The organism is Gammaproteobacteria bacterium, from assembly GCA_034522055.1.
Classification (GTDB): domain Bacteria; phylum Pseudomonadota; class Gammaproteobacteria; order JAABTG01; family JAABTG01; genus JAABTG01.
Genome location: JAXHLS010000006.1, coordinates 433,035 through 459,081, shown reverse-complemented (window position 1 = coordinate 459,081; position 26,047 = coordinate 433,035). Strand labels below are relative to the sequence as shown.

Genomic DNA, 26,047 nt, shown 5'->3' with positions numbered 1-26,047 from the left:
AGGTCGGGATTCATCCCGACACCCCACCCCCTCACCCCCTGAAATCCCCCTGGTGCTCCAGAAACCACCGGTAGGTGGAACGCACCCTCCGTAGAGAACCTTCTGATTACTCCCCCTCTCCCTCCGGGAGAGGGCCGGGGTGAGGGGGGGGGGCCACCCCCTCACTCGTGGTAATCAAACGCCCGATACCCCGCCTCCTTCACCAGCGCATCCCGCTTGGCCAGTTGCAGGTCGTTTTCCATCATGTCTGCCGACAGTGGGCGTCACCATCTCATCGAAGGTAATCTTTGGCGTCCAACCCAGCTTCTCCTTCGCCTTGGTGGGGTCCCCCAGCAGGGTCTCCACTTCCGTGTGGGGCGGAAGTAGCGCGGGTCCACCGCCACGATGCAGGCCCCCGTCTCGGTGTCATAGCCCTTCTCGTCCACCCCCTGCCCTTCCCAGCGGATGGCCTTGCCCAGGTGCGAGTAGGCGCGCTCCACGAACTGGCGCACCGAATACTGCACCCCGGTGGCGATGCAGAAATCATCCGGCACCTCCTGCTGGAGCATCAGCCACTGCATCTCCACGTAGTCCCGGGCATGGCCAAGCCGCTGCTGTCCCCGGTTTTCCCGAAGCCCGAGTCCGGGTCAACTCAGCGGGTGGCGCCATCGCAGCCCGGTGAAGCGGCTGAAGTCGCGGTCCGAAGTGATCCACTCGCTGCCGGATTCGATGGCGATGGCAGCAAGGTAGGCATCCGGCACCAGATTGCCCTTGACGCCGCGCTCACGGCACAGCCGGGTGAAGATGCCCCAGTGGCGGGGTCCCGGGACGACACAGACACAATTGGGCCGGCCCCGCACCTGCCCCGCAAACGTCAGTGCATCCTCCATAGTGGACGGTTCCTTGAATACTTTAGGATGGGTGACAATCCGGACGAAGCCACTCAGGACCAGATCACAGATGCCGTAGCTGCGCTCCGAACTCAGCTCGGCTTCCAACCACTCACGGTAAGCAGTGTGATTCCCGGCATCCTCGCGGTGAGCGTAGACCAGCACGTTGACGTCCGGCAGGATCACCCGTCCTCATCCATGTGTTCGAGCAACGCCACCGAATCATCCAGATCCACGCCGGCCCGAAGTCCCGAACCCGCGACAGTGTGCAGCCTGATGGGCCCGGCCGCCGCCGGACCTGCCCGTCGTGAGAGGATTTCACGCAGCCCATCCTCGACGAGACTCGTCACGGTCCGCCCGTGCTCGGCGGCGAAACGTTTGGTCTCTCTCAACAACTCATCGTCCAATCGTACGGTGGTCCTCATGCGCCGAAACATACTAAGCAGACATTTTTATGTCAATTGCCGGCAAGCGCACACGTGAGCCCCACGTGAGCAATACGCAGTGCAACGCCTCGGCAAACCTTTTCATCCCGCCCAGCATCCCCTCATCCTGTCCTTCTCCCCACGGGAGAAGGGACCTTCCCATAACGCCAAAGCGCACCGCAACGTAGGGTGGGTCAAGCGCAGCGGACCCACCGGCTGCCCCATCGGCCCCGGTAATCCCCCCGTAGAGAACCTTCTGATTACTCCCCCTCTCCCTCCGGGAGAGGGCCGGGGTGAGGGGGGGGGACCACCCCCTCACTCATGATAATCAACCGCCCGATACCCCGCCTCCTTCACCAGCGCATCGCGCTTGGCACATCGGAAAGCCGTGTACGGGAGAACCGTATGCACGGTTTGATGAGGGAGGGCTGGCCTTGGTGGCTACGGCCCGGCTATTTAGGCACCGCCAAACGAAAGGGGCGGGAACCGCTAAGCCGGACCTACGGGCGTTAGGGCCTGCTCTCTACTCTACCCGGAACCGCCCGGAACCCAACCGACCCGCTTACTCTCCGTGGCGTCTCCAGAACTCTCCCGGTGTGACAATGGGATACTTGGCCGCCAGGGCCAGCAAATCCTTGTCGCCGGTTACGAGGTAGTCAGCCCGCGCCGCCACCAGGGTGAGTAGCACTGGTTGATCAGCAGGGTCACGCAGGTTTTCATCAGGCATACCTCGCGCCTCGACGATATCGGCAAGGAACATCAGACTATCGGTCAAGTCACGGGCCTCCACCTGCAACATCCGGACCCTGGACAACCGAGGCAGCACCCTCGCCAGCTCGTCGAGTATGTAATGGGACAGCACTACCTCCAGGCCGCCCTGGCGCCAGGCGGCGACGATACGCCCCGGCACGCTGCCCGGATAGGCCAGTCCCGACACCAGCACGTTGGTGTCGAGGACCACACGCAAATCGGGCATCAGCGCCGTTTGCGCGCCGCAGCTACCGCGTCTTCAATCTCGGCCAGCCCCTCCTCGGCCGGCACATCGGCGTAACCCTCCGAAATACGCGCACTCAGTTCATCGAAGCGGGCACGCATGCGCTGGATGCGGGCAAACAACTCCGCGTCGACCAGCACCGCTACCGGCTTGCCATCCTTGTTGATGACGACACTGTCATTCCGGTACTGCACCCGGTTGATCATGTCTCCCAGGTTCTGCCGGAAACTTACGGCATTGACTTCGGTAATCATGAGTTCCTCTCAAGCATATCGATTGATGCGATCAGTATGATCCGTATGCCGGGGTGCGTCTATAGCACCGCGGCAGGCCTACCGGGAGTTCGACAAGCTCGTAGGTTGGGGTGAGGAACGAACCCCAACATGACCAGGGCACGAATGTAGGTCGGGATTCATCCCGACATCCAACCCGGGCGCACACACCATGAGCCGGGCCGGAAATCCCACCCGCGGGCTGTCGGGCTGAAGCCCGACCTACACCCCCCGCCCAGCATCCCCTCATCCTGTCCTTCTCCCCAAGGGAGAAGGGACCTTCCCATGACGCCAAAACACGCAGCAACGTAGGGTGGGTCAAGCGCAGCGGACCCACCGGCTGCCCCATCGGCCCCGGTAATCCCCCCGTAGAGAACCCTCTGATTACTCCCCCTCTCCCGCCGGGAGAGGGCCGGGGTGAGGGGCGGAGGGGGACCACCCCCTCACTCGTGGTAATCGAACGCCCGATACCCCGCCTCCTTCACCAGCGCATCGCGCTTTGCCAGTTGCAGGTCGTTCTCCATCATCTCCGTCACCATCTCGTCGAAGGTGATGCGCGGCGTCCAACCCAGCTTCTCCCTGGCCTTGGTGGGGTCCCCCAGCAGGGTCTCCACCTCCGTGGGGCGGAAGTAGCGCGGGTCCACCGCCACGATGCAGGCCCCCGTCTCGCTGTCATAGCCCTTCTCGTCCACCCCCTGCCCTTCCCAGCGGATGGCCTTGCCCAGGTGTGAGTAGGCGCGCTCCACGAACTGGCGCACCGAGTACTGCACCCCGGTGGCGATGCAGAAATCATCCGGTACCTCCTGCTGGAGCATCAACCACTGCATCTCCACGTAGTCCCGGGCATGGCCCCAGTCCCGCAGGGCATCCATGTTCCCCAAGTACAGGGTGTCCTGCAGCCCCAGGTGGATACGGGCCAGGGCGCGGGTTATCTTGCGGGTGACGAAGGTCTCGCCGCGCACGGGTGATTCGTGATTAAAAAGAATGCCGTTGCAGGCATACATGCCGTAGGCCTCGCGGTAGTTCACCGTTATCCAGTAGGCATAGAGATTGGCCGCCGCGTAGGGCGAGCGCGGGTAGCAGGGCCGCCTTCACACCCCACTTAACCGTGGTCTGTCCGCGGTTTGTGCCGATTAGCCGCCCAGGGCTTTAAGTACGGCCTGGGGTTCTTTTTCAACCACGTTGAGTAGAACTAAGGCCGGTCCATGAGGTACGCGATCTCCACGTTCCCAGTGCCTCAGTGTGCTGACGCTGATGCCAAACGCCGACGCAAATTCGTTTTGACTCATGCCCATTTTCGCTCGGACATTCTTTACATCGATTGGGGAGAATTCATGCACTACGGCCTCAGGGAATTTTCCCTCGGAGTACGCTACTGCCTCTTTCAAGCCCTGTTTGATACTGTTGAATATTTCAGACATTTTTTCCACCATAATTCTTAGCCAAGATACTCGTGAACTTGGCAAATTCATTCCGTTCGGCTTTGGAAAGATTGGCCTTTTCGCTTTTGCCGAATACGGTTAACAGGAACAGCGGCATCGATTCGTTGTGGTAGTAGTAAATGACGCGGACACCACCACTTTTCCCTTTGCTACCAGATGCCCACCGAAGTTTCCGGATACCACCAGTGCTCTGCATAACTGCACCGGACTGCGGATGCGCAGCCAAGTAGCTGATAATTCGCTGCTTTTCGGAATCAGAGAGCAGAGCCATCGCTCGACGCTGAAATTCCGGTAGTTCCACGATTGTATGCATACCTCATATAGTAATCCAATGGATTACTCCGTCAAGGCCGCCAGATTACTGATTTGTGGGTGCTAACGCCAGCCGCTAAAGGCTGGCCTGCAACGACACCTGATGAAGCTTGCGGGTATCGAGGAGTCGGACCTCTAGGCCGGATAGACAGCAGTTCGTTGGGGTGAGGAACGAACCCCAACATGACCAGGGCACGAATGTAGGTCGGGATTCATCCCGACATCCCGGCCCATTCCGGCCCGTAGGGTGGGTCAAGCGCAGCGGACCCACCGGCTGCCCCATCGGCCCCGGTAATCCCCCCGTAGAGAACCCTCTGATTACTCCCCCTCTCCCGCCGGGAGAGGGCCGGGGTGAGGGGCGGAGGGGGACCACCCCCTCACTCGTGGTAATCGAACGCCCGATACCCCGCCTCCTTCACCAGCGCATCGCGCTTTGCCAGTTGCAGGTCGTTCTCCATCATCTCCGTCACCATCTCGTCGAAGGTGATGCGCGGCGTCCAACCCAGCTTCTCCCTGGCCTTGGTGGGGTCCCCCAGTAGGGTCTCCACCTCCGTGGGGCGGAAGTAGCGCGGGTCCACCGCCACGATGCACGCCCCCGTCTCGGTGTCATAGCCCTTCTCGTCCACCCCCTGCCCTTCCCAGCGGATGGCCTTGCCCAGGTGCGAGTAGGCGCGCTCCACGAACTGGCGCACCGAGTACTGCACCCCGGTGGCGATGCAGAAATCATCCGGTACCTCCTGCTGGAGCATCAACCACTGCATCTCCACGTAGTCCCGGGCATGGCCCCAGTCCCGCAGGGCATCCATGTTCCCCAGGTACAGGGTGTCCTGCAGCCCCAGGTGGATACGGGCCAGGGCGCGGGTGATCTTGCGGGTGACGAAGGTCTCGCCGCGCACGGGTGATTCGTGGTTGAACAGGATGCCGTTGCAGGCATACATGCCGTAGGCCTCGCGGTAGTTCACCGTAATCCAGTAGGCATAGAGCTTGGCCGCCGCGTAGGGCGAGCGCGGGTAGAAGGGCGTGGTCTCTTTCTGGGGCACCTCCTGCACCAGGCCGTAGAGCTCCGAGGTGGAGGCCTGGTAGAAACGGGTCTTGTCCGTGAGCCCGGCGATGCGAATGGCCTCCAGCATGCGCAACGCCCCCAGGCCCACGCTGTCCGCCGTGTACTCCGGGCTCTCGAAAGACACCGCCACGTGGCTCTGGGCCCCCAGGTTGTAGATCTCGTCCGGCTGGATCTCCTGGACGATGCGAATGAGGTTGGTGGAATCCGTCAGGTCTCCGTAGTGCAGCACGAACTGCCGACCCGTCTCGTGAGGATCCTGGTACAGGTGGTCAATACGGTCCGTATTGAAGGACGACGCCCGGCGCTTGATGCCATGGACCTCGTAACCCTTCTCCAGCAGGAACTCGGACAGGTACGCCCCGTCCTGGCCCGTCACGCCGGTGATCAGCGCCTTCTTCTTTTGTCCAACCATGCCTTAACGTCCTCAAAGTGGAACTTGCGGACCGGCTTAACTGGGGCACGCCATTGTTTATGCGGGTAGCAGGGCCGCCTTCACACCCCACTTAACCGTGGTCTGTCCCCGGTTTGCGGGATGTCGGGCTGAAGCCCGACCTACCCCCCCACGGCGCGTTCCTACGGCACGAATGTAGGTCGGGATTCATCCCGACACCCAACCCCATCAGCCCCGGTAATCCCCCTGGTGCTCCAGGAACCACTCATAGGTGGTCCGCACCCCCTCCTCCAAAGGAACCTTCGCCCGCCAGCCCAAGGCGTGGAGGCGCCCCACGTCCACCAGCTTGCGGGGGGTGCCGTCGGGCTTGGTGGTATCCCACAGCACCTCGCCCTCGAAGCCCACCGCCCGCTGCACCATCGCCACCAACTCGCGGATGGTGATGTCCTCCCCCACGCCGATATTGACGAAGCGAATCGAACCCACCCGATAGGGGTCGGGAAGGAGTGACCCTCCCCGCCCTCCGAACCGTGCATGCGGTTCTCCCGCACACGGCTCTCCAGTCGGTGGTTACCTCATCGGGATTGGCTCGCCAACGTCCGGGCTTCGGTCATGGTGAAAAGCCCAGCCGCAGCGAAGAACGCGTTCGGCCAGCGGAGATGGTCGGACTGACAATGACCCGCTCCCGGGCGCTTCTGCTGCTTGCGCAACAGCGCCCGTAATCGACGTCGGACAAAACCGTCCACGCGAGGAAAGGTCCACGGGTGCGCGTGCTGGAAATACACGAACCAGCCACGCAGCATCGGGTTCAGGTCGGCCACAATCCGCGCCAGCGAATCCCCACGACTGCGCCGGGTTTTGGCCCGGACCCGGTCGTAAAGGGCCTTGCGGCTCTTCTTGCGTACCCACCGCCGTCCCGCTTCAAACCGGTACCCGAGAAACTCAAAGCCTTCCCCGGGCTGCCGGCAATCCCCCACACGGGTCTTCTCCGGGTGCAGTTGCAGACCATTGGCCTCCACCCAGTGCCGCAACTCCTGCAGCGCCTCCTGGGCTTCGTCCGGACTGGCACACAGGATCACGAGGTCGTCAGCATACCGAACCATCCGATAGCCGCGCTGGGTCATGTGTACATCCAGCCCGTGCAGGTACAGATTCGCGAGTAACGGACTGATCACCGCCCCTTGGGGCGAGCCCCGGGTCGGCGTCCAGCGCGCTATCTCCGCCACCACGTCCTGGCGCAACCAGGCGCGCAGCAGGTCGAGGATCCGACCATCGCTGATCCGGTCCTCGACCCGGGCCATCAACGCTTCGTGCGGGATGGTGTCGAAGTACTGGGCCAGGTCGGCATCCACCACATGGGTGTAGCCCTCCCGAACCAGCCCATCCACTTCCCGCAGCGCATCCTTGCACCCGCGACCCGGGCGAAACCCGTAACTCATCGGCAAAAACTGGTGCTCGAAAATCGGCTCGAGCACCCGCTTCATCGCCGCCTGCACAATCCGGTCCTTCACCGTCGGAATGCCCAGGGGACGCGTCCCTGTCCCCTTCGGAATCTCCACCCGACGCACCGCATCCGGTCGGTACCGTCCACTTCCCAGCGCCTCTCCCAGCTCCGCCAGATACCGCTCGGCATGGGCCTCAAAACGCTGCACACTCTGGCCATCCACCCCCGCTGAACCCCGGTTGGCCCGCACATCCTGCCACGCCCGTTCCAGGGTCTGGGGGCGATGCACCTTGTCGATCAGACTGAACCACTTCGTCCCTTGGACGCCGTTACCCAGCGCCGCCAACATGCGCTCCGTCCAGATCGTGCGGTCCACCCACGGCCATTCCACCGGGTTGGACGAGTCTGGCTTAGCCTCTTGCGAGACACTCTCGACCCTTTGCATACGCGCTCACCTCCTCCAGACTTCACCCATCCACCTTCCTGCCTCCCTTCCCTCGGCGCGATTTCTGTTCTTCGCGCTTTCCCGGCACCACCCACGGTTTTAGGCGGAGGACGCCCTCCAGCTCTTGGGTCCGCGTTTCCGCAGCACCTCGCCATGACCGCAGCAGAACCGTTCAGTACTACGAAGGCTCTGACTCCTGCCCACCGTCACCACGGCGGTCAGGTCTCCCCGCTTCTCTCGCATTTCCTTCCCAGCGTTCCGTCTCCAACCACGGAGGGGACCCGAATGTCGCTTTCCACGCCAATCCCAGCGCATCCGATGATTTTCAGGCTTCACCTTCTCCTAGCGGGCTCGCCGTCCCGTACCGCCGAATCGAGTTCGTCATCCTACGGACCGCCAGTTCGCCTCCGGTTGCTCTCCACCCCGCCTCGCGACGACGCAGTTACCTTCGACTACGGGGCCTTGGCTTACCCCGACACGGACTCTCACCGTGCGGAAAATGCGCCTCCACGGACGCACTAGGAGCCGAGCCCCCTCGGCGATTCATCCATGTGGGAGCCTCCCGGCGCGGCGCGCCGTGCCCGTGCCGGTGCCCCATACCGTCACCGAGCCGGCGTCGTTCACCTTCGCCTCGCTTCCCCCCCTGCTCACCACATTGTCTCCACGTCGTAGGCCCCCAGCGCGGCATCACTGGTGACGATCGGCAGGTCCTCCTCCATGGCCTGGGAGACCAGGAGGCGATCGAACGGGTCGCGGTGATGGAACGGCAGGTGGGCAAGCCGGTAAGTGTGGGCCAGCGCGACCGGCAGGGGCAGCAGGTCGTTATTCGCGATACGGGCCTCGATGAACTCCCGGGGCGGGGCCGCAAGCTTCAGCTTGCCCAGGCTGTACTTGACGGCGATCTCCAGTCCGCTCACCCCGCTGAGAAAAATCACGTTCTCCGCATCCAGGAATATCTCACGCGCCGCTTGAGAGACCCTCGGGTCGTCAGTCACCAGCCACAGGAATGCATGAGTATCCAGCAGCACCCTCACCGGAAATGGTCCATGAAGTCGTCCGGAAGGTCGTCGAAATCAGGGCCGATCTCCACCAGCCCCTTGGCCTCCCCAAGGCGCCGGCCGCCGGAGCCAGCCTTCACCGGCACGAGCCGCACCACCGCCTTGTTGGCCCGCGCGATGACGACCTCCTCGCCCCGCTCGGCCCGCGCCACCAAGTTGGAGAGCCTTGCCTTCGCCTCGTTGATGTTCACTTCGATCGTCATGGCCCCTCCACATGGTCCATCCAGTTGGTCCCACTCTAAGTAAAAGGTCGTTTCACTTCAAGCACAAAGCGAACTTGGCATCGCGACGCCACCCTGCTCAACCAACGGCATACCGATACCCTAACTCCATACGTAAGCTTCCCCGCCGCCTCTGGCCGGGAACACGCCAACACAGCCAAGGGGAAGGCCAGGAGGGAGACTTGGAACGCACCTCCCCCGCTTGCGGGGGAGATCGGGAGGGGATCCATGTCTTCTCGTTCATGGGCTGGGGCGCCAGCTTAGGGTAGATGCAGGTGCTGCCCAGGAACAGCAGCTTCTGCACCCCGGCCTCGTGGGCACCATGGATGAGGTTGGCCTCGATCATCAGGTTGTCGTAGAGGAACTTCACCGGGTAGGTGGCCTACGAGCTATTACCTTCATCTTAATCAAACGCCCGATACCCCGCCTCCTTCACCAGCGCATCCCACTTGGCCAGCTGCAGGTCGTTTTCCATCATCTCCATCACCATCTCGCCGAAGGTGATGCGCGGCGTCCAGCCCAGCTTCTCCCTGGCCTTGGTGGGGTCCCCCAGCAGGGTCTCCACCTCCGTGGGGCGGAAGTAGCGCGGGTCCACCGCCACCATGCAGGCCCCGGTCTTAGCGTGCCGTACAGCGGATCAAGTAAGCTGCCCCGGAATCACGAAATCAACTAAACTATCGTTCGCGCCGAGGTAATTCGCAGAACACCATGAATGAGCAACCGAGAATCACCATCGACCCCACCGTCTGCGGTGGCCGCCCCTGCGTCCGGGGTCTGCGCATCAGGGTCTCGGACATTCTTGCCATGCTCGCCTCCGGCGCCAGCCCCGAGGATATTCTGGTGGACTACCCTTACCTCGAATCCGCTGATATTCACGCCGCCCTGGACTTCGCAGCACGCCAAACCGACCACCCGGTGCTCCGGGTAGCCTAACGAACGGTGCGGTTCCTGATTGACGCCCAGCTACCGCCGGCGCTCGCACGCTGGTTGGTTGGTCGAGCAGGGGCACCACGCGGCGCACGTCTATGATATCGGCTTGGCGGACGCCCCTGACCGCGCAATCTGGGAGGAGGCATCACGGCGCGAAGCAGTACTTGTGTCCAAGGACGAAGACTTCGTCAGCCTCAGAACTCTCCTGCCCGACGGCCCGGCACTGGTGTGGGTCCGGTTGGGCAATACCACCCGCCGCGCACTGCTTGGATGGTTCGAAACCCTGCTTCCGGAGATCGAGCGACAGTTCCTGGAAGGCGAGACCCTAATCGAGATCGCTCCCAGAGGCCCGTAGGTCACCTGGTCCCCGGAACCCAAGTAAACTGTCCCCGAAACCCCCGGAACCCCGCGCCCAAGCCCCGTCGGCTGCTAGGAGCAGCCGACCTACTCCGTTAGCCGTTGCGGGTCTTATCGACCAGGTCTCCCGAGACATATTTGTGCAGGACACTCGCCATCAGGGTCTGGTAAGGAATGCCCTCCCGCAAGGCCCGCGCCTGGAACAATTCCAGATCCTTGCCTGACATCCGGATGTTGACGCGCTTGTCCTTCCTGAACGTATTTCGCGCGGCCTCCTGGTACTTCCGCAACTCCTGAACAGACATCACAGACTCCCACTCCTCGTTGTCGTAGGAGTCCAACAGTTCCTTTTCCTCAGGGCTAAGCTGGATGGCCATCACCGTCCTCCCAGGTATCGTCTCGTCGCCTTGCGGCTTGGGATGATCGTCTTGAGAAAAACCTCGTCACCGGATTCAACGAACGGAACCAGGCAGGCGTAACCATCGATATCCACGATAAACATCCTCTGGTGCGGATACCTTTCCGGATTCGGGTGCCGAACCACATCGAGCACCTGGCCCATCTCAATACGCTGCATCACCCGCTGTTAGCGGCTGAGTAAATCCGCGCATAAATGGCGAAGGTCGCAGTCGCAGGTTCAGGCGGCGTGACTCGGCCTCAGCGCGGATAGGTCGCCTCGACTCAAGCCAGGTCACGCCGCCGGTGTGGGTTTAAGGGTCGGCTCAGAAGGTCAAGTCATCGTCGTCGACTTCAAAGGTCGTTATGCGTTCTTGTTGCATGAGCTCGACCAGCTGCCGATCGTATCGGCTCCAGATGGCATCGCGGAGGTCGTCGATAAAGTCATAGACTGCCAATGCCTGCTCTGGCGTCCAGTAGTCCGGTATCGGGGGACGGGTCATGATTGGGCCCCTTTGTTGGATTTGGCGGCGGCTCGGCGCCGCTGTGCCTGTTGCTGCTGTCGCTCCTTGGCCTCCTTGAGCCGGTAGGATTCACCTTCGATAGTGAGGATCTCGGAGCGGTGTACCAGCCGGTCCACGAGGGAGACCACGCAGGAGGCGTTGGGAAAGACTTCACCCCATTCGGCGAAGGGCCGATTGGTGGTGACCAGGGTGGATTTCTCCTCGTAGCGGCGGGAGACGATCTCGAACAGCAGATCGGCATGGCGATTGGAGTAGGCGAGATACCCCACCTCGTCGACCACCAGGAGTTGAGGGCGGGCGTAGCGGGCGAGGCGCCGCTTGAGGGCGCTGTCGCCGTCCTGGGCGGCCAAGTCATTGAGCATCTGGCCGGCGCTGGTAAAGAGGACGCTGTGGCCGGCCAGCACCGCTTGATGGGCGATGTTGCGGGCCAGGGTGGATTTGCCCACCCCGTTGGGTCCCACCAGGATGATATTGACCGCCTCGGTGAGGAAGTCGAGGCGCATCAGCTCACTGACCAGTTCCCGGTCGCAGCGGCTGGGCCAGCCCCAGTCGAAGTCGGCCAGGGGTTTGAAGCGGCCCAGCCGCGCCCCTTTCATGCGCCGCTCGAGGCTGCGGTGGGCGCGTTCCTCCTCTTCCCACTGGATCAGGGACTCGACCCAGCCAGCGTCGGCGCTCTCCTCCCAATGGCTCAGCAGGCCATGGAGCTTGAGGGCCGTGGCCCGTTCTTTCAGGGATGCGTTAGGGATCATTTGGGCTCCTCCTGGGTATCGTCTTCGGTTTCGGGCGGGGTGGACTGCAAGGCGTCGTAGCCGCCCAGATCATGGGTGCGTACCACCAGCCCTCTGGCACGCGCGTGGTCGATGCGTACCCCCACCCGGGGCGGCTGGTTTCTCGCCTCGCGTCTACGCTGCAGGGCGATACGCACGCCATTGGGGTGGGCCACCCCCTGGGCCAGGCTCTCCTGGATGGCCGCTTCCAGCTCGGGGGCGCCGTAGGCATCGAGGAGGCGCAGCAGGGCTGCGGTGATGGCGCCGAGGTTGTCGCCGCGCTCGGCGGCCTGGACCAGTAACTGCCGGCTGGCCGGTGCGGCCTGGGCCAGGTGGTCCTGGCCGCGATGATGTCGGGCCTGGCGTTTGATCTGGACCAGCGCCTCGATGTGTTCCGGCTGTTCGATCTGCCGGCCCTTGTCGTAGCTGCGCGGGTGGCGGGCGATGACGTCCCCGCCGTCGAGGATCCGCACCTCGGTGGGGGAGGCCGAAGCGGTGAGGGTGCGGCGCACATGGGTGTGGGGCACGCTGTAGTCGTTGCGCTCGAAGCGCGCGTAAGGGGTCTTGCCGATGTGGACCTCGACCCGCTCGTCGGTGGGATAGGGGTTATGGGGCAGCGCCAGCAGGGGCTCCTGCTCAAAGGCCTGGCGCACCGAGAGGGCACGGTCCTCCGGACAGGGCCGGTCCATGGCCCAGCCGTTGCACCAGGCCTCGGCCTGGGCGTTGAGATCATCGAGATCGGTCCATTGGCGCGCCGCCCAGAAGTTATCGCGTACCGTACGGATGGCGCGCTCCACCCGCCCCTTCTCGTTGCCCCGGGCCACCGCCACCGGACGGGGCTCGAAGCGGTAGTGGGCGGCGAACTCGAGCAAGGTGGGATGGAAACGGATGGCCTCACCCTGGCGCTCCAGCACGGCGCTTTTGAGGTTGTCGTAGAGCAGGACCTTGGGCAGGCCGTTCCAGGCGGTGAAGGCCGCCTCGTGGCCGCGCAGGAAGTTGGCCATCTTGGCACCGAGGAAGAAGCGTACAAAGATCCGCCGGGAGTAGCTGAGCACCATGACAAAGGCCATCAGGGCATGGGTTGCGCGGCCGATGGTGAGCTTGCCGAAATGGCCCCAGTCGACTTGGCTCTGTTCGCCAGGGAGGGTCTTCAGGCGCAGAAAGGCCTCGGGCTGGGGGCGTGGCCGGTAACAGGCGAGCTGGTGGCGGAAGTGGTCGGGGCCACCGGGGTAGCCCCGTTCACGCACCATGCCGTAGAGGCGGCTGGCGGTGAGCCTGGGGAACTGGGCCAGGGTGTCGGTGATGAACGGCAGATAAGGATCGATCATCGACGCCTGCGCAGTCCGCTCGACCTTCGGCATGCCGGCCTGGGAGAGCACCCGATTGACGACGTTGTGATGTACGCCCAACTGGCTGGCAATGGTGCCCACCCGCCACTTCTCGACGTAGTGATAGCGCAGGATCTGCGCCTCTTGTTCTTTACTGATGGCCAATGTGTTTCTCCTCATCTCGTGGCCGGGCGGCTCAAGGGGGCTGAGCCCGGGCGCCTGGTGGCCCCTGTCGGGTGACTGTTCCGAGCGCAGCGGCGGCGGTGGCGCGATGAAGCGGGCCGGTACGCAGGAAGGGCCCGCACTCACGGCCGCAGAAGTGGCAGTGAATGTGCGCCCTCATCGGCGCGCCATCCGCACCGCGGCGGCCAGCCGGCCTCGCCGGAACGGGGGTAGTGGATCATGAGGGGACGGGGCCGGGGAACCCTGATGCGTCACTTTCTGCCTTCTCGCCCGGTAGCGGCGTTGCCGCGCGGCATGCTTGTGCCGGCCATTGCGGCTCTGCTGGTAGCGCCAGCCGGCGGCCCGCAGAGACGCGCTTCGTGCCGCCTGCGCACACCCCTCAGGGCAATAGATGTTGCCGCGGTCACAGCCACTGCAAATCATCACCTGACGATGACAACGGGCGCAGTTGTACAGGCGTGCAGGGTTCTCCATCGGCGATCCAGGCCGATGAGGACTTGATTGTCAGGGGAAAACGAGAAATAGTGTGCGGGCACGTGCTCTGCACGGCCCGGGGTGCGATACCGGGGTCGACGGCCAAGTCAATTACACCCGGTATCGCACCTGTCTCAACGGCCCCTCTTCATCTACCCGATTCCGGCACTCTTGTCACCGGTTGCTTGCCGCCGCACGCCTGCCGGCTCAGCGACTGGTTGGCCTGGCAATCAATCCTTCGCCAGATATGCGCGGGTTTTTACAGCCAGCTACACCCGCTCGAAGGACACACCCCGTTCGGCCATGAGCCAATCGTTTTTGGCTGAATCCCATGAGAAGGTCTTCACGCACTTAAAGTAGCACCTTGTGTGCCGTACGTGAACAACAAATACTCCCTCTCCCCCCCTCGGGGGGAGAGGGCCAGGGTGAGGGGGGGAGCCCAACAAATACTCCATCTCCCCCCTCGGGGGGAGAGGGCCGGGGTGAGGGGGGGACCACCCCCTCACTCGTGATAATCAAACGCCCGATACCCCGCCTCCTTCACCAGCGCATCGCGCTTGGCCAGTTGCAGGTCGTTCTCCATCAGCTCTGCCGACAGTGGGCGCCACCATCTCGTCGAAGGTGATGCGCGGCGTCCACCCTAGCTTCTCCCTGGCCTTGGTGGGTCCCCCAGCAGGGTCTCCACCTCCGTGGGGCGGAAGTAGCGCGGGTCCACCGCCACGATGCAGGCCCCCGTCTCGCTGTCATAGCCCTTCTCGTCCACCCCCTGCCCTTCCCAGCGGATGGCCTTGTCCAGGTGCGAGAATGTAGAAACTATAGCCAGTTCTCCACCGACAGCCCCTGCACCCGGGAAAACTCCCCCACGTTGTCGGTAACTAACACCACACCCAAAGATAGAGCTTGGGCGGCAATCCAATAATCGTTGGCCCGATGGGAATCCCCTGGCGCTCCAGCTTCGCCCGGACGACGCCGTAGTGTTCACTGGCCCGGGCATCCAGTGGGATGAGCGGCAGGCCTTCGACGACCCTCGTCAGGCGATCACGATTGCGTTGGAGCTGTTGGCTCTTTTCCACACCATGCTCCAATTCACCCAGGACGATGGGCGAAAGAACGATGTCCGAAAGTGGGGTCGCCTCCAGCTTCTCACGCACCTGCGGCACCCCCTTGATCGCAGCGATAAGGATATTGGTGTCCAGCAGGTAGCGCATGTCAGTCCAATTCGGGAGCAGGCTCCGGCGGACCGTCGGCCGGAGCCTCCAGATCGACATCCTCCCCGCCCCAGAAAGGCCGGAAAAGGTCTGCGGCCATGCGGGGCGTGTCGGGAACGATGCGAGCCACGACCTTGCCATGGCGTGTGATGGCAATTTCTTCGCCGGCCTCGACGGCCGCCAGGAGCGCGGAGAAGCTGGCTTTGGCTTCGACGAATTGAACAGTACGCATTAGACACCCCTGCTTTTATGACCGCACGTCAGTTTATAGCGGGGGCCACTTGTGTCAATGCGAGTATCCCCTGCTTCCCGCAAGCCAGAGGAGAAGCGAACAACTCGCCCCCTCTCCCCGAGGGACAAATCCGTCGGGGACGAATTTGAACGCGCCTTGACGCGGCCCGTAGGGCGGTTACTCTTGGCAACCGACATCCGCGCCCGCAAAGCCCCGAGTTTCCCTCGGCTGCCAAGGGCAGCTCGTAGGTTGGGGTGAGGAACGAACCCCAACATGACCAGGTCCGTAGGGTAGGTCAAGCGCAGCGGACCCGCCGGCAGCCCCATCACCCCCGGTAATCCCCCTGGTGCTCCAGGAACCACTGGTAGGTGGCCCGCACCCCCTCCTCCAGGGGCATGCGCGCCCGCCAGCCCAGCGCATGGAGGCGCCCCACGTCCACCAGCTTGCGCGGCGTGCCGTCGGGCTTGGTGGTGTCCCATAACACCTCGCCCTCGAAGCCCACTGCCCGCTGCACCATGGCCACCAGCTCGCGGATGGTGATGTCCTCCCCCACCCCGATGTTGACGAAGTCGTAGCCGTCGTAGTGCTCCATCAGGAACAGGCAGGCCGCGGCGCAGTCGTCCACGTAACCGACCAATCGGCCAGCGGGCTGGCTCCTGCATCGCGAATCGAACCCACCCGTAGGAGCCGAGCCCCCACGGCGATTAATCTGAGCCCCGAAACCGACTTCGGGTGTCGGAATTTCTTACACTCATTGACCAGGGAACCGCGAGCGCAGCAGTGAAGGGATCTGATACTCAATATAATTCAGGGGGATGGGTACATATGGTGCGAATATTGCCTGTATCTTATGCAAACCTAATAAGGACTGAAAATCGCGAAGCCGCGGCAGCCTACCAGGGGTCATGCCGAGGAAGGCTAACGACGTTCACAGATGACAACTCCGCCCTTCTGGCGGACTCACCCCGCAGCACTCTCACTAAACAAGTACAGGTGGCGTCCTGGCGCTCCAGGAACCACTGGACATCTATGTGCCGGGAGCGCGAGCCGGTCACCGATGTCTACGCTTATCTGCCTCCTTCTGCCGAGCCACGTATTCATCCAGCAGCTGCCGGATCATCTTCTGGTATTGCATGTGATGCTTTCTGGCAGCGTCCTTGAAATAGGCCACGCTCTCGGCACTCAAGGAGATAGTCACCTTGGTCCGACGGCTCTTCAGCGCGAGTTCATCTGGGGACGGCAGGAAATCCGGAACCACCTCGAACTCTCCCAGTGGTTCGTCGCTATAGTGAATTCGTTCGCTCATACACCTTTCTGCCTTTTCGCCAATATCCCGCCCCGAAGATCCGGATACGTCCGGCGCGAAACGTAAAGCGCACCGTGAGCACCCCGGTGCCCTCCCTGTCCAATCCAAAGCAGTAGTAACGGAACTCGCCTTGGCTATGAGACAAGTCCTGAGCGATTACACGGCGCTCGTCGAGAAAGGCATACTGGGCCTCATAAAATGAAATTCCGTGTTTACGCTCATTCTCAAGACTCTTTACGTCGTCCCACTCGAAATCCGTTTCATCCATAACAACTTGAGGATAGCGCGTGTATGGCTTTTTCGCCATATACCTGAGGCCCCACAAGGTCGGGATTCATCCTGACACCCAGCCCCCTCACCCCCGGTAATCCCCCTGGTGCTCCAGCTCGTAGGTTGGGGTGAGGAACGAACCCCAACACGACCAGGCCCGTAGGGTGGGTCAAGCGCAGCGGACCCGCCGGCAGCCCCATCACCCCCGGTAACCCCCCTGGTGCTCCAGGAACCACTGGTAGGTGGAACGCACCCCCTCCTCCAAGGGCATGCGCGCCCGCCAGCCCAGCGCATGGAGGCGCCCCACGTCCACCAGCTTGCGCGGCGTGCCGTCGGGCTTGGTGGTGTCCCACAGCACCTCGCCCGCGAAGCCCACCGCCCGTTGCACCATCTCCACCAGCTCGCGGATGGTGATGTCCTCCCCCACGCCGATGTTGACGAAGTCGTAGCCGTCGTAGTGCTCCATCAGGAACAGGCAGGCCGCGGCGCAGTCGTCCACGTGGCAGAACTCGCGCCGCGGCGTGCCCGTGCCCCATACCGTTACCGCGCCGGCGTCGTTCACCTTCGCCTCGTGGAACTTGCGGATGAGCGCCGGCATGACGTGGGACTTCTCCAGATCGAAATTGTCCCCGGGGCCGTAGAGGTTGGTGGGCATGGCGGAGATGAAGCGCGACCCGTACTGCTTCTGGTAGGCCTGGCACAGCTTGATGCCGGCGATCTTGGCCACCGCGTACCACTCGTTGGTGGGTTCCAGGGGGCCCGTGAGCAGGGCGTCCTCGTTCATGGGCTGGGGCGCCAGCTTGGGGTAGATGCAGGTGCTGCCCAGGAACAGCAGCTTCTGCACCCCGGCCTCGTGGGCACCATGGATGAGGTTGGCCTCGATCATCAGGTTGTCGTAGAGGAACTCGGCCGGGTAGGTGTCGTTGGCCAGGATCCCCCCCACCTTGGCCGCGGCCACGAACACGTAGTCCGGCGCCTCGGCGGCATAGAAGGCCCGCACCGCCGCCTGGTCCTTGAGGTCCAGCTCACTGCTGGTGCGGATGATGATGTTGCCATACCCCCCGGCCTCCAAAGCCCGGACGATGGCCGACCCCACCAGGCCGCGGTGGCCGGCTACATAGATGCGTGCGTCTTTGTTCATGGAATCAACTCAACCCGTAGGGGCGCCCTTGGGCGCGAACTGACCCGGCCATGCCGCGGCACGGCGCGCCTCACTCGTGATAATCAAACGCCCGGTACCCCGCCTCCTTCACCAGCGCATCGCGCTTGGCCAGTTGCAGGTCGTTTTCCATCATCTCCGTCACCATCTCGTCGAAGGTGATCTTTGGCGTCCAGCCCAGCTTCTCCTTGGCCTTGGTGGGGTCCCCCAGCAGGGTCTCCACCTCCGTGGGGCGGAAGTAGCGCGGGTCCACCGCCACGATGCACGCCCCCGTCTCGGTGTCATAGCCCTTCTCGTCCACCCCCTGCCCTTCCCAGCGGATGGCCTTGCCCAGGTGCGAGTAGGCGCGCTCCACGAACTGGCGCACCGAGTACTGCACCCCGGTGGCGATGCAGAAATCATCCGGCACCTCCTGCTGGAGCATCAGCCACTGCATTTCCACGTAGTCCTTGGCATGGCCCCAGTCCCGCAGGGCATCCATGTTGCCGAGGTACAGGGTGTCCTGGAGCCCCAGGTGGATACGGGCCAGGGCGCGGGTGATCTTGCGGGTGACGAAGGTCTCGCCGCGCACGGGTGATTCGTGGTTGAACAGGATGCCGTTGCAGGCATACATGCCGTAGGCCTCGCGGTAGTTCACCGTTATCCAGTAGGCATAGAGCTTGGCCGCCGCGTAGGGCGAGCGCGGGTAGAAGGGCGTGGTCTCTTTCTGGGGCACCTCCTGCACCAGGCCGTAGAGTTCCGAGGTGGAGGCCTGGTAGAAGCGAGCCTTGTCCGTTAGCCCGGCGATGCGGATGGCCTCCAGCATGCGCAACGCCCCCAGGCCCACGCTGTCCGCCGTGTACTCCGGGCTCTCGAAGGACACCGCCACGTGGCTCTGGGCCCCCAGGTTGTAGATCTCGTCCGGCTGGATCTCCTGGACGATGCGAATGAGGTTGGTGGAATCCGTCAGGTCCCCGTAGTGGAGCACGAACTGCCGCCCCGTCTCGTGGGGGTCCTGGTAGAGATGGTCAATACGGTCCGTATTGAAGGACGACGCCCGGCGCTTGATGCCATGGACCTCGTAGCCCTTCTCCAACAGGAACTCGGCGAGGTATGCCCCGTCCTGGCCCGTCACGCCCGTTATCAGCGCCTTCTTTCTATTCCCACCCATCACTAATTCACCCCTCGCATGTTCTGTTAAGCCCAACGGGCGTAATCACCCGGCTCTGCTTCTTTCCGCGGCCTTCCGGCCTGACGGCGGCGGAGTCTACGGCAGCGGTATGACACCTACTGTCATACGATCTGTCTAAAGCCATACCCCTTAGAGCGAGCAACCACGCACCGGCCCGTATCATTATACGGCCACATGCCGGAACTAGAATCAAAACCCGTCAGAGACGAGAACTGTGCAAGCCATGCATCCTTTCCCTTTGGCCTTGGTGGGATCTCCCAGCAGGGTCTCGACCTCCGTGGGGCAGAAATGCCGCGGATGCACCGACACGGTGCAGGGGCCGGTCTCGGCCTCCCAGCCCTTTCGGCCGTCTCATTCCAAAAACGATTCTTGCCGAGGTCACCGTAGTGAGACGTACCGCCAACAAGTAGAAAGATCCTTGTGGTAGCATCGCGCCGGATTTTTCTTATCTAACCGGTCTCGCCCCACTTGAAACTGCTGTCTCTCAATAATTACCACTACCGACGCGGTGGTTCGGACGTGGTGTTCCTCGAACACGATGCCCTGTTCCGCCGAAACGGGTGGGATACGGCCATGATGGCGATGCACCATCCCAAGAACGATCCGTCGCCATGGAGCGAGTACTTCGTGGACGAGATCGAGTTCGGACACAGCTACTCACCGCTGGCCAAGGCGAAAATGGCTTCCAAGGTGATTTACTCGTTCGAGGCCCAGCGCAAACTTGGCACGCTGTTGGATCGGTTCCCCGCCAACGTGGCGCACATTCATTGCATCTACCACCATCTGTCCCCATCGGTGCTGCCCCTGCTGAAGAAAAGAGGGGTCCCTACGGTGCTTACCGCCCACGATCTCAAGATCGCCTGTCCCGCATACAAGATGCTCAACAGCGGTGGAGTCTGCGAGCGCTGCAAGGGCGGCAACGTCCTCAACGTGGCACTCCATCGGTGCATTCACAACTCTGCGGGAATCAGCAGCCTCATTGCCATCGAGTCCGCCGTTCATCACCTCCTGGGGGTCTACAAGCGGAACCTGGACCGTGTTGTCGTCCCCAGCCGGTTCTACGGCGAGAAGCTCGCCGAATGGGGATGGCCGCGGGAGAAACTCGTCCACATCCCCAACTACGTCCACGCGGAGAGCTACAAGCCCGACTTTACCGCGGGAGAGGCGTTTGTATACTTCGGCCGGCTGGCGCCCGAGAAGGGCCTGCGGACGCTCATCGCCGCGGCCATGAACTCGGGCATCCAACTCCGCATCGCTGGCACCGGCCCCATCGAGCAAGACCTGCACCGGTTGGCCGGCGACGCGCCGAACATTGAATTCCTGGGCTACCAAAGCGGCGATGCCCTGTGGGACCTCATCCGTTCCGCACGCGCTGTTGTACTGCCGTCGGAGTGGTACGAGAACGCGCCCATGTCGGTGCTGGAGAGCTATGCCTTGGGCAAACCCGTCATCGGCGCAGACATCGGTGGCATACCCGAACTGGTCCAGCCCGGCAGCACCGGCGCCCTCTTCCCGTCTGGCGACACCGACGCGCTCACCGATACCCTCCTCCGATACCGCGATTTGCCGGACCCCGCCGTCACCGAGCAGGGAAAGGCCGCCCGAGAATGCGTGGCCAACCACTACACGATTGAACGGTATTTCGAACAGATGAGCGCCCTATACCAAGAACTGGTCTCGCGGAAGGCTGCCTGACGATGGTCGCCCAGATCGATAGGGAATACCGAAGCTTCGGCTTGCCAAAGGTTGTGCGGCGCCTGGCGAGCTACGCCCTGTTCGAAGGCCGTCCTCACACCACCAAGGGGCAGTGGTTCAATCCGGTAGTCTTCGGGCTGCTGCGAACCCTTGCGGCATTTCCGGGAAACCCGCAACCCAAGGCCCCAATCTTTTTGATTGGCCTGGGCCGTTCCGGCACGACCATCCTAGGCCTCATCCTCTCTCTCCATCGCCATGTCGGCTTCCTCAACGAGCCGAAGGCCATGTGGACCGTCATCGACCCGGCCCATGACGTGACCGGTGACTACAGTCAGGGGCCCGCGTGGTTCCGTTTAGTGCCGGAAACAATCTCCGAGAAAGAGCGACTTGCCGCGCAGCGCCTATACAGCCGCTATGCCCGTGCCGTCGCCGCCAGCCGCGTGCTGGACAAGTACCCTGAACTGGTATTCCGAATAGACTACGTCCTAAGCCTCTTCCCCGATGCGCGCTTTATACTGATCACGCGCAATGGTGCCGACGCCTGTCGTTCCATTTCCACTTGGTCTGACCGAAAAGGCGTCGCAGACGGTAACGAAACAGAGGATTGGTGGGGCCGCAACGACTGCAAATGGCGTTACCTGTGGGACGAACTGGTTCGCGGCGATCCGGAGCTTGCGCCCCTCCACGGGCTCAATCCCACAGACCTTGACCAGGTGAACCGCGCCGCTACGGAATGGATCGTCACCATGCGGGAGGGCCTCGCCGCCGTCGAACGCTACCCGAAACAGGTCCACCACATTCGCTATGAAGACCTGGTCGCCGCCCCCGAAGCGGAGTTGGCTAAGCTATTCCACCACTGTCAGCTCAACCCGGATGCCGACGTCCTGACCTACGCGACCAAGGTGCTGTATACCAAGGTCCCGGCGCCCAAACCGGAATTGATCCCAGAGCTCATCCCACTCTTCGACGATATGTCTTCCAAACTCGGATATATAGATGACGGATCCGCGAAACCCTGACAAACCGCATCTCCGTATCCTAGGTACCCGCGGCGTCCCCGCACAGCACGGCGGCTTCGAGACCTTCGCCGAGCATCTGGCACCTTATATGGTTCAGCAGGGGTGGCGGGTCACTGTGTACTGCCAGGAAGACGGTACCGGCCCGATACGGGAAGACGAATGGCAAGGCGTACGCCGGGTGATCATCCCGGTGAACCAACCGGGCGCGAAAGGCACCGTTCTCTTCGACTGGAAGGCCATGCGCCACGCCATCAAGGAAAAGGGCGTCGTACTCACCCTCGGATACAACACGGCGATCTTCTCTATTCCCTACCGCTTGAAGAGAATCCCCCACCTCATGAATATGGATGGCATCGAGTGGAAGCGGGCCAAGTGGTCACCTATGGAACGTCTCTGGCTGTACCTGAACGAATGGGCCGGCTGTTACCTGGCGAACCATCTCATCGCCGACCATCCGGAGATCGAGAACCACCTGGCGACCCGGGTCTCACGAAAGAAGATAACCATGATCCCTTACGGCTCGGACGCCCTCTACGAGAACCCTCCCCCACCATATGAGGATTTGCCCATCGAACCCGGGAAGTACGCCCTCGTAATCGCTCGGCCCGAGCCCGAGAACTCGATCCTGGAAATCGTGTCGGCATTCTCCCAGCAGGAGCGAGGCTACAAGCTGGTGGTCCTGGGCAACTATGATGAGCAGAACCCATACCATCGAGCCGTAATAGATGCTGCAAACAACGCGGTACTTTTTCCCGGGGCGATCTACGACAAACGCAATGTGCAAGCGCTGCGGTACCACGCCGCTTTTTACATTCACGGGCATCAAGTCGGCGGGACCAATCCCTCCCTAGTCGAGGCGCTGGGCGCGGGGAATCCGATTATCGCTCATGACAATAACTTCAATAGTTGGGTCGCCGGTCCAGTTTCAATCTACTTTGCTGACGCAGATTCCCTATCTAACGCACTAACTGCCCTAACTCCAGACTCCGAAGATTTGTTAACAATGAAAAAAGCAAGCATACAATTACATCGACGCTCCTTTGCTTGGTCTTACGTGCTAGATAAATATCACGTCACACTTCCCGCTTAAAAAGAATTACCTGCATAGAAACTAACACCGAAATATACTTCACGCTAAGCACTTTTAAACTTCTGATAGCCACTCAGGTACATTATCGTACCCTTGACTACTCAAAACAGACCTCGCTTGCCTATTTGACGCCCTATAGTACTCTATCAATTGCCTTCTTGTTTCCTCAGGAAACTCCTCAATCTTTTTGTCTCCATTAATAGAATAGTATGCGCGGCGAAGCACCCACTTCACGCCTGGGTGCCGTCGAAAAAAAGATTCATAATGCCGATTCATCGTTAACGCAAAGCGTTGAAACTGACGCCACCTAACCGCAACCGTCACATTCTCACTACTCCTAGTTAATTCCTCATCAACACAATTATCAAGCCCTAACCAGTCGAGCAATTCACCTAGGCTGTCCTGTGGAGCATTAGCCAAGTCCTCAAAAAAAACAATTTTCAACTCCTGACCATAAATACCCACCCAATCCTGCAGGTACTTCCCGTAATTGCCACCCTCCAATCCAAAGTATGCATTATTTTCCTGCAATCTTAAGTCTTGCAACTCAAACGAACCGCAAGCGGTGACATACTCCGTGAATGACATGCCCTCCGGCAAGTTAAGCATGGCCTTCTGGAATCTAAAAAAAGAAAAAGCTCTTGATACAGGCTCTCTCAATACAACCACTACCCTTACTGAGCCAAGCGTTTCCTTAATCGCTTCAGCGATTTCCTTTCCGCCATAAAAATAACCCGGCGTGCTTTCCATCAAGTATGCGTGGCGTCCACAATGTTGAAACTGACGCTCGTAGTCTTGAATTGGACCAATACGCCCTCCATATCTTATTGGAAGGAAATAACACGTCTCTTTCACGAGAGACCCGCATACTTCAGGATGCGCTGCTAACATCGAGAACAAGGATGTCGTTCCCGCTTTGTTCACCCCGGCAATGATTAAATTCACTTTTCTCTATTTCCGCATTTATAAAACATCACCAACATTTGCTCAGCTTGAAAGCCTCGTTCAATAATCTAATCCTGGGTGTATCACCGACATAACTTTTATCAGATCGCTCGAAATTCGACAATTCCGCATCCCACATATGCGCGGAGCGAAAAGCATGATACGCCCAACTCCATCTATACTGTTCAAATATATCAATCAAATCCCTCAGATACTCATTTCCCGAATCACCTAACCACCGAACCGCACTAAATTCCCCCACAAAAATCGGGCGTTCCTGCATGATTCCAAGTTCTCGAATTGGCTCTAAGACTTCCTGTAAGGTGCTCTTATCTACCTGCATCCTACCAACTCGACCAGGGTAAGTTGTCACACCATCCTTAAGATCTTTAAGTCCGGAAAACGTGAATCGAAATGGCCAATACATATGAAAGCTGTAAACCAAACGTTCATCCACAAGTTGCGGCATGCCAGAAACATCCCTGAAAAACGGACCAATACCATTCGTACCCCCGCCATGTATCCTTGGAATCTGAACAATCAACCACTGGTCTAGATCGTAACGTCTAACTTCTTCAATTAGCCGCCTGATCAATAGCCCATAATCCGAAGCCCCAGCCAGAGCGGTCTGCCTCGGCAAAGTCGGCTCATTTACTAGGTCGTATCCAATCAACACGTCTCCATCGTCGCGAAATTCCTTTGCCAACCGCCCCCATAGGTCAATAAGATAATCATGCCACTTGGAATCATACCAGAAGGCATCATCTGCCTTTGTACTCGTGTTTTTTCTGAAACCCGGACTCGTATGAGGATCTAATACGATCTTTATCCCATATTCTCTCGTTCTGTCTACGAGCCAACGAAGATATCGAAACATCTCCTCGTCGTAATGATAGGGTGGCTCTTTACTAATTAACGGTCTAAACGCGAAACTTTGCCTCACAAGACAACAATTCAAGGACCGCAATCTTACCAAGTCCTCCTCAGCAAGCGCGAAATTACAATTAACCCCCCTAGCGCCACTCCAACTCGCGGCTCCCACTTTGGAAAAAGCTCCGGAAAAGCAAACTCCGGCGGCCGCCTTCAAAAAAGTCCTACGGAACATATAACCGCCTCCTGCCCGTCAACTAAAATTGGGAGCCGTAAACTCTTCCAATTCGAGAGATCCCTTTGAACAAGGATACTTCATGACAAAGCTTCTTTAGCTAATTGGTTCCATTTCGTATTAGAAAATGCCTCTAAAATTTCCTTCCTGTTCTCTATATACTTACCGTACCCGGCTTCCCGCAATTTCCTTAATGAGGATTTTAAGTCGTGAATTTCTACACCAACGAAGAGCAGCAAGTTGTCAAAGTTTTTTCGGTTATGGTCCAGATCCTCATAACCAATTTCTATATACTTTATCCCGAGCACCTTAAATAACACTCTCGTCGCCTTAATCATGGCCTCACTTCGTGCCAATTTCTTCTTCATTCTCTTAACGTCAATATGTACGGACACATCTTTGACGGCTTCATCTGTCCTGGCGTGAGGTTGCTTTCTCGCATGACTAATTCGACCAGATATATAAGAGGCGACAACGTCTTCTCTTACCAAATGAATAACGGATACTCGCTTTACTAGGATATACAATAAAATTTCTGGAAATCTTATGAATTGATCGTACATAACCTTCAACCCACAAGCAGACTTCTTAGATCTCGGGGCAAATACGCTATTCAGATATACCCAAACAAGCCTTGGGCGTAAGAAAACCCCTTCGGCCCATTTGCGTTCTTTCTTATACGTATTCCAGTAAGCAACGCCTCCTTCTGGGGACCAATCGGGAAATCCCTCGCCACTCCTAAGAAATAACTCCGAAAACATAGTGACTTCCGGATGGCTACCCAACATGTCCGCAACCCACGTCGAGCCTGACCGCTGAGCTGAAACAATCATAAACTTTTTCACAGTACCCTCTCGCGTTTCCAGTATGTTGAGAAGAACCTATCATCAACAATAACAAAGCATACGGGCCCCTACTTCTATTACCCTCCCCTACTGCTAATTGTTAGTGC

31 protein-coding genes and 6 pseudogenes are annotated in these 26,047 nt (G+C 60.4%); 5 read left to right on the top strand and 32 right to left on the bottom strand.

Features of this window, described 5'->3' with window-relative positions; translation table 11 throughout:
* Positions 1–161: 161 nt before the first annotated feature.
* From U5S82_20845 to U5S82_20775, 15 genes and pseudogenes are all read right to left on the bottom strand, one after another.
* Positions 162–584, bottom strand: a pseudogene (locus tag U5S82_20845) (GDP-mannose 4,6-dehydratase).
* A 42-nt stretch (positions 585–626) separates the two neighbouring features.
* Positions 627–1,055 carry a type II toxin-antitoxin system VapC family toxin gene (locus U5S82_20840; GenBank protein ID MDZ7754021.1) on the bottom strand — a complete coding sequence of 143 codons (429 nt, stop codon included), beginning with the start codon at positions 1,053–1,055 and terminating at the stop codon, positions 627–629.
* The gene (locus U5S82_20835) at positions 1,052–1,276 is read right to left on the bottom strand and encodes a hypothetical protein (GenBank protein MDZ7754020.1); all 225 of its coding nucleotides are present in this window, start codon (positions 1,274–1,276) and stop codon (positions 1,052–1,054) included. Before U5S82_20835 ends, U5S82_20840 begins: the two co-directional genes overlap by 4 nt.
* A 580-nt stretch (positions 1,277–1,856) precedes the next feature.
* Positions 1,857–2,270 carry a putative toxin-antitoxin system toxin component, PIN family gene (locus tag U5S82_20830; GenBank protein MDZ7754019.1) on the bottom strand — a complete coding sequence of 138 codons (414 nt, stop codon included), beginning with the start codon at positions 2,268–2,270 and terminating at the stop codon, positions 1,857–1,859.
* Positions 2,270–2,542 (bottom strand): type II toxin-antitoxin system Phd/YefM family antitoxin, encoded by a 273-nt coding sequence (locus tag U5S82_20825; GenBank protein ID MDZ7754018.1) that lies wholly within the window; start codon positions 2,540–2,542, stop codon positions 2,270–2,272. The genes U5S82_20830 and U5S82_20825 overlap by 1 nt, the downstream gene beginning before the upstream one ends.
* 461 nt (positions 2,543–3,003) lie before the next feature.
* Positions 3,004–3,639, bottom strand: a pseudogene (locus U5S82_20820) (GDP-mannose 4,6-dehydratase).
* A 54-nt stretch (positions 3,640–3,693) separates the two neighbouring features.
* The gene (nadS, locus tag U5S82_20815) at positions 3,694–3,981 is read right to left on the bottom strand and encodes a NadS family protein (protein MDZ7754017.1); all 288 of its coding nucleotides are present in this window, start codon (positions 3,979–3,981) and stop codon (positions 3,694–3,696) included.
* Positions 3,974–4,315 (bottom strand): type II toxin-antitoxin system RelE/ParE family toxin, encoded by a 342-nt coding sequence (locus U5S82_20810; protein MDZ7754016.1) that lies wholly within the window; start codon positions 4,313–4,315, stop codon positions 3,974–3,976. Before U5S82_20810 ends, nadS begins: the two co-directional genes overlap by 8 nt.
* Positions 4,316–4,691: 376 nt before the next feature.
* The gene (gmd, locus tag U5S82_20805) at positions 4,692–5,789 is read right to left on the bottom strand and encodes a GDP-mannose 4,6-dehydratase (protein ID MDZ7754015.1); all 1,098 of its coding nucleotides are present in this window, start codon (positions 5,787–5,789) and stop codon (positions 4,692–4,694) included.
* Between the two features lie 207 nt (positions 5,790–5,996).
* Entirely contained in the window at positions 5,997–6,254 is a 258-nt protein-coding gene (locus tag U5S82_20800; protein ID MDZ7754014.1) for a hypothetical protein, read from the bottom strand.
* Between the two features lie 89 nt (positions 6,255–6,343).
* Complete coding sequence (gene ltrA, locus U5S82_20795; protein MDZ7754013.1) at positions 6,344–7,657, bottom strand: group II intron reverse transcriptase/maturase; 1,314 nt, start codon at positions 7,655–7,657, stop codon at positions 6,344–6,346.
* A gap of 647 nt (positions 7,658–8,304) precedes the next feature.
* Positions 8,305–8,691 carry a type II toxin-antitoxin system VapC family toxin gene (locus U5S82_20790; GenBank protein ID MDZ7754012.1) on the bottom strand — a complete coding sequence of 129 codons (387 nt, stop codon included), beginning with the start codon at positions 8,689–8,691 and terminating at the stop codon, positions 8,305–8,307.
* Positions 8,688–8,918, bottom strand: a complete 231-nt coding sequence (locus U5S82_20785; protein ID MDZ7754011.1) for a type II toxin-antitoxin system prevent-host-death family antitoxin — start codon at positions 8,916–8,918, stop codon at positions 8,688–8,690. Before U5S82_20785 ends, U5S82_20790 begins: the two co-directional genes overlap by 4 nt.
* 253 nt (positions 8,919–9,171) lie before the next feature.
* Positions 9,172–9,315 (bottom strand): annotated as a pseudogene (locus U5S82_20780) (NAD-dependent epimerase/dehydratase family protein).
* Between the two features lie 24 nt (positions 9,316–9,339).
* Positions 9,340–9,552: pseudogene (locus tag U5S82_20775) on the bottom strand (GDP-mannose 4,6-dehydratase).
* A 92-nt stretch (positions 9,553–9,644) separates the two neighbouring features.
* Here U5S82_20775 and U5S82_20770 point away from each other — a divergent pair.
* Together U5S82_20770 and U5S82_20765 are read left to right on the top strand one after the other, a co-directional pair.
* Complete coding sequence (locus U5S82_20770; protein MDZ7754010.1) at positions 9,645–9,869, top strand: DUF433 domain-containing protein; 225 nt, start codon at positions 9,645–9,647, stop codon at positions 9,867–9,869.
* Between the two features lie 19 nt (positions 9,870–9,888).
* The gene (locus tag U5S82_20765) at positions 9,889–10,221 is read left to right on the top strand and encodes a DUF5615 family PIN-like protein (GenBank protein MDZ7754009.1); all 333 of its coding nucleotides are present in this window, start codon (positions 9,889–9,891) and stop codon (positions 10,219–10,221) included.
* Between the two features lie 97 nt (positions 10,222–10,318).
* Here U5S82_20765 and U5S82_20760 read toward each other — a convergent pair whose 3' ends face one another.
* The 14 genes and pseudogenes from U5S82_20760 to U5S82_20695 all read right to left on the bottom strand — a co-directional run bounded on the left by U5S82_20760 (position 10,319) and on the right by U5S82_20695 (position 19,583).
* Positions 10,319–10,603, bottom strand: a complete 285-nt coding sequence (locus U5S82_20760; protein ID MDZ7754008.1) for an antitoxin — start codon at positions 10,601–10,603, stop codon at positions 10,319–10,321.
* Positions 10,600–10,800, bottom strand: coding sequence for a hypothetical protein (locus U5S82_20755; GenBank protein ID MDZ7754007.1), 201 nt, complete (start codon positions 10,798–10,800; stop codon positions 10,600–10,602). Before U5S82_20755 ends, U5S82_20760 begins: the two co-directional genes overlap by 4 nt.
* A gap of 145 nt (positions 10,801–10,945) precedes the next feature.
* The gene (locus tag U5S82_20750; GenBank protein ID MDZ7754006.1) at positions 10,946–11,122 is read right to left on the bottom strand and encodes a hypothetical protein; all 177 of its coding nucleotides are present in this window, start codon (positions 11,120–11,122) and stop codon (positions 10,946–10,948) included.
* Complete coding sequence (istB, locus tag U5S82_20745; GenBank protein MDZ7754005.1) at positions 11,119–11,892, bottom strand: IS21-like element helper ATPase IstB; 774 nt, start codon at positions 11,890–11,892, stop codon at positions 11,119–11,121. The genes U5S82_20750 and istB overlap by 4 nt, the downstream gene beginning before the upstream one ends.
* On the bottom strand, positions 11,889–13,403 hold the full coding sequence (istA, locus tag U5S82_20740; GenBank protein ID MDZ7754004.1) for an IS21 family transposase: 1,515 nt from the start codon (positions 13,401–13,403) through the stop codon (positions 11,889–11,891). Before istA ends, istB begins: the two co-directional genes overlap by 4 nt.
* A gap of 994 nt (positions 13,404–14,397) precedes the next feature.
* Positions 14,398–14,679 (bottom strand): annotated as a pseudogene (locus U5S82_20735) (GDP-mannose 4,6-dehydratase).
* A 91-nt stretch (positions 14,680–14,770) separates the two neighbouring features.
* Positions 14,771–15,103 (bottom strand): PIN domain-containing protein, encoded by a 333-nt coding sequence (locus U5S82_20730; protein ID MDZ7754003.1) that lies wholly within the window; start codon positions 15,101–15,103, stop codon positions 14,771–14,773.
* Between the two features lies 1 nt (position 15,104).
* Positions 15,105–15,335: a type II toxin-antitoxin system prevent-host-death family antitoxin gene (locus U5S82_20725; GenBank protein MDZ7754002.1), complete on the bottom strand. Its 231-nt coding sequence runs from the start codon at positions 15,333–15,335 to the stop codon at positions 15,105–15,107.
* A gap of 325 nt (positions 15,336–15,660) precedes the next feature.
* Entirely contained in the window at positions 15,661–15,960 is a 300-nt protein-coding gene (locus U5S82_20720) for a hypothetical protein (GenBank protein MDZ7754001.1), read from the bottom strand.
* 426 nt (positions 15,961–16,386) lie between these two features.
* Complete coding sequence (locus tag U5S82_20715; GenBank protein ID MDZ7754000.1) at positions 16,387–16,641, bottom strand: CopG family transcriptional regulator; 255 nt, start codon at positions 16,639–16,641, stop codon at positions 16,387–16,389.
* The gene (locus tag U5S82_20710; GenBank protein ID MDZ7753999.1) at positions 16,619–16,909 is read right to left on the bottom strand and encodes a BrnT family toxin; all 291 of its coding nucleotides are present in this window, start codon (positions 16,907–16,909) and stop codon (positions 16,619–16,621) included. Before U5S82_20710 ends, U5S82_20715 begins: the two co-directional genes overlap by 23 nt.
* Positions 16,910–17,110: 201 nt before the next feature.
* Positions 17,111–18,052, bottom strand: coding sequence for a GDP-L-fucose synthase (locus U5S82_20705; protein MDZ7753998.1), 942 nt, complete (start codon positions 18,050–18,052; stop codon positions 17,111–17,113).
* Between the two features lie 70 nt (positions 18,053–18,122).
* A complete protein-coding gene (gene gmd, locus U5S82_20700) occupies positions 18,123–19,220 on the bottom strand; it encodes a GDP-mannose 4,6-dehydratase (protein ID MDZ7753997.1) in 1,098 nt (365 codons plus the stop codon).
* Between the two features lie 252 nt (positions 19,221–19,472).
* Positions 19,473–19,583 (bottom strand): annotated as a pseudogene (locus U5S82_20695) (GDP-mannose 4,6-dehydratase).
* Between the two features lie 177 nt (positions 19,584–19,760).
* Here U5S82_20695 and U5S82_20690 point away from each other — a divergent pair.
* Genes U5S82_20690 through U5S82_20680 form a run of 3 tightly spaced genes read left to right on the top strand, consistent with a single transcriptional unit; the run spans position 19,761 to position 23,045 of the window.
* Positions 19,761–20,936, top strand: a complete 1,176-nt coding sequence (locus tag U5S82_20690; GenBank protein ID MDZ7753996.1) for a glycosyltransferase family 4 protein — start codon at positions 19,761–19,763, stop codon at positions 20,934–20,936.
* A 2-nt stretch (positions 20,937–20,938) separates the two neighbouring features.
* Entirely contained in the window at positions 20,939–21,955 is a 1,017-nt protein-coding gene (locus U5S82_20685) for a sulfotransferase (protein MDZ7753995.1), read from the top strand.
* The gene (locus tag U5S82_20680; GenBank protein MDZ7753994.1) at positions 21,933–23,045 is read left to right on the top strand and encodes a DUF1972 domain-containing protein; all 1,113 of its coding nucleotides are present in this window, start codon (positions 21,933–21,935) and stop codon (positions 23,043–23,045) included. Before U5S82_20685 ends, U5S82_20680 begins: the two co-directional genes overlap by 23 nt.
* A 54-nt stretch (positions 23,046–23,099) precedes the next feature.
* Here U5S82_20680 and U5S82_20675 read toward each other — a convergent pair whose 3' ends face one another.
* The 3 genes from U5S82_20675 to U5S82_20665 all read right to left on the bottom strand — a co-directional run bounded on the left by U5S82_20675 (position 23,100) and on the right by U5S82_20665 (position 25,940).
* The gene (locus tag U5S82_20675) at positions 23,100–23,990 is read right to left on the bottom strand and encodes a sulfotransferase (GenBank protein ID MDZ7753993.1); all 891 of its coding nucleotides are present in this window, start codon (positions 23,988–23,990) and stop codon (positions 23,100–23,102) included.
* Between the two features lie 28 nt (positions 23,991–24,018).
* Positions 24,019–25,095, bottom strand: a complete 1,077-nt coding sequence (locus tag U5S82_20670) for a cellulase family glycosylhydrolase (protein MDZ7753992.1) — start codon at positions 25,093–25,095, stop codon at positions 24,019–24,021.
* Positions 25,096–25,175: 80 nt separating this feature from the next.
* Positions 25,176–25,940, bottom strand: coding sequence for a sulfotransferase (locus U5S82_20665; protein MDZ7753991.1), 765 nt, complete (start codon positions 25,938–25,940; stop codon positions 25,176–25,178).
* Positions 25,941–26,047 lie beyond the last annotated feature (107 nt).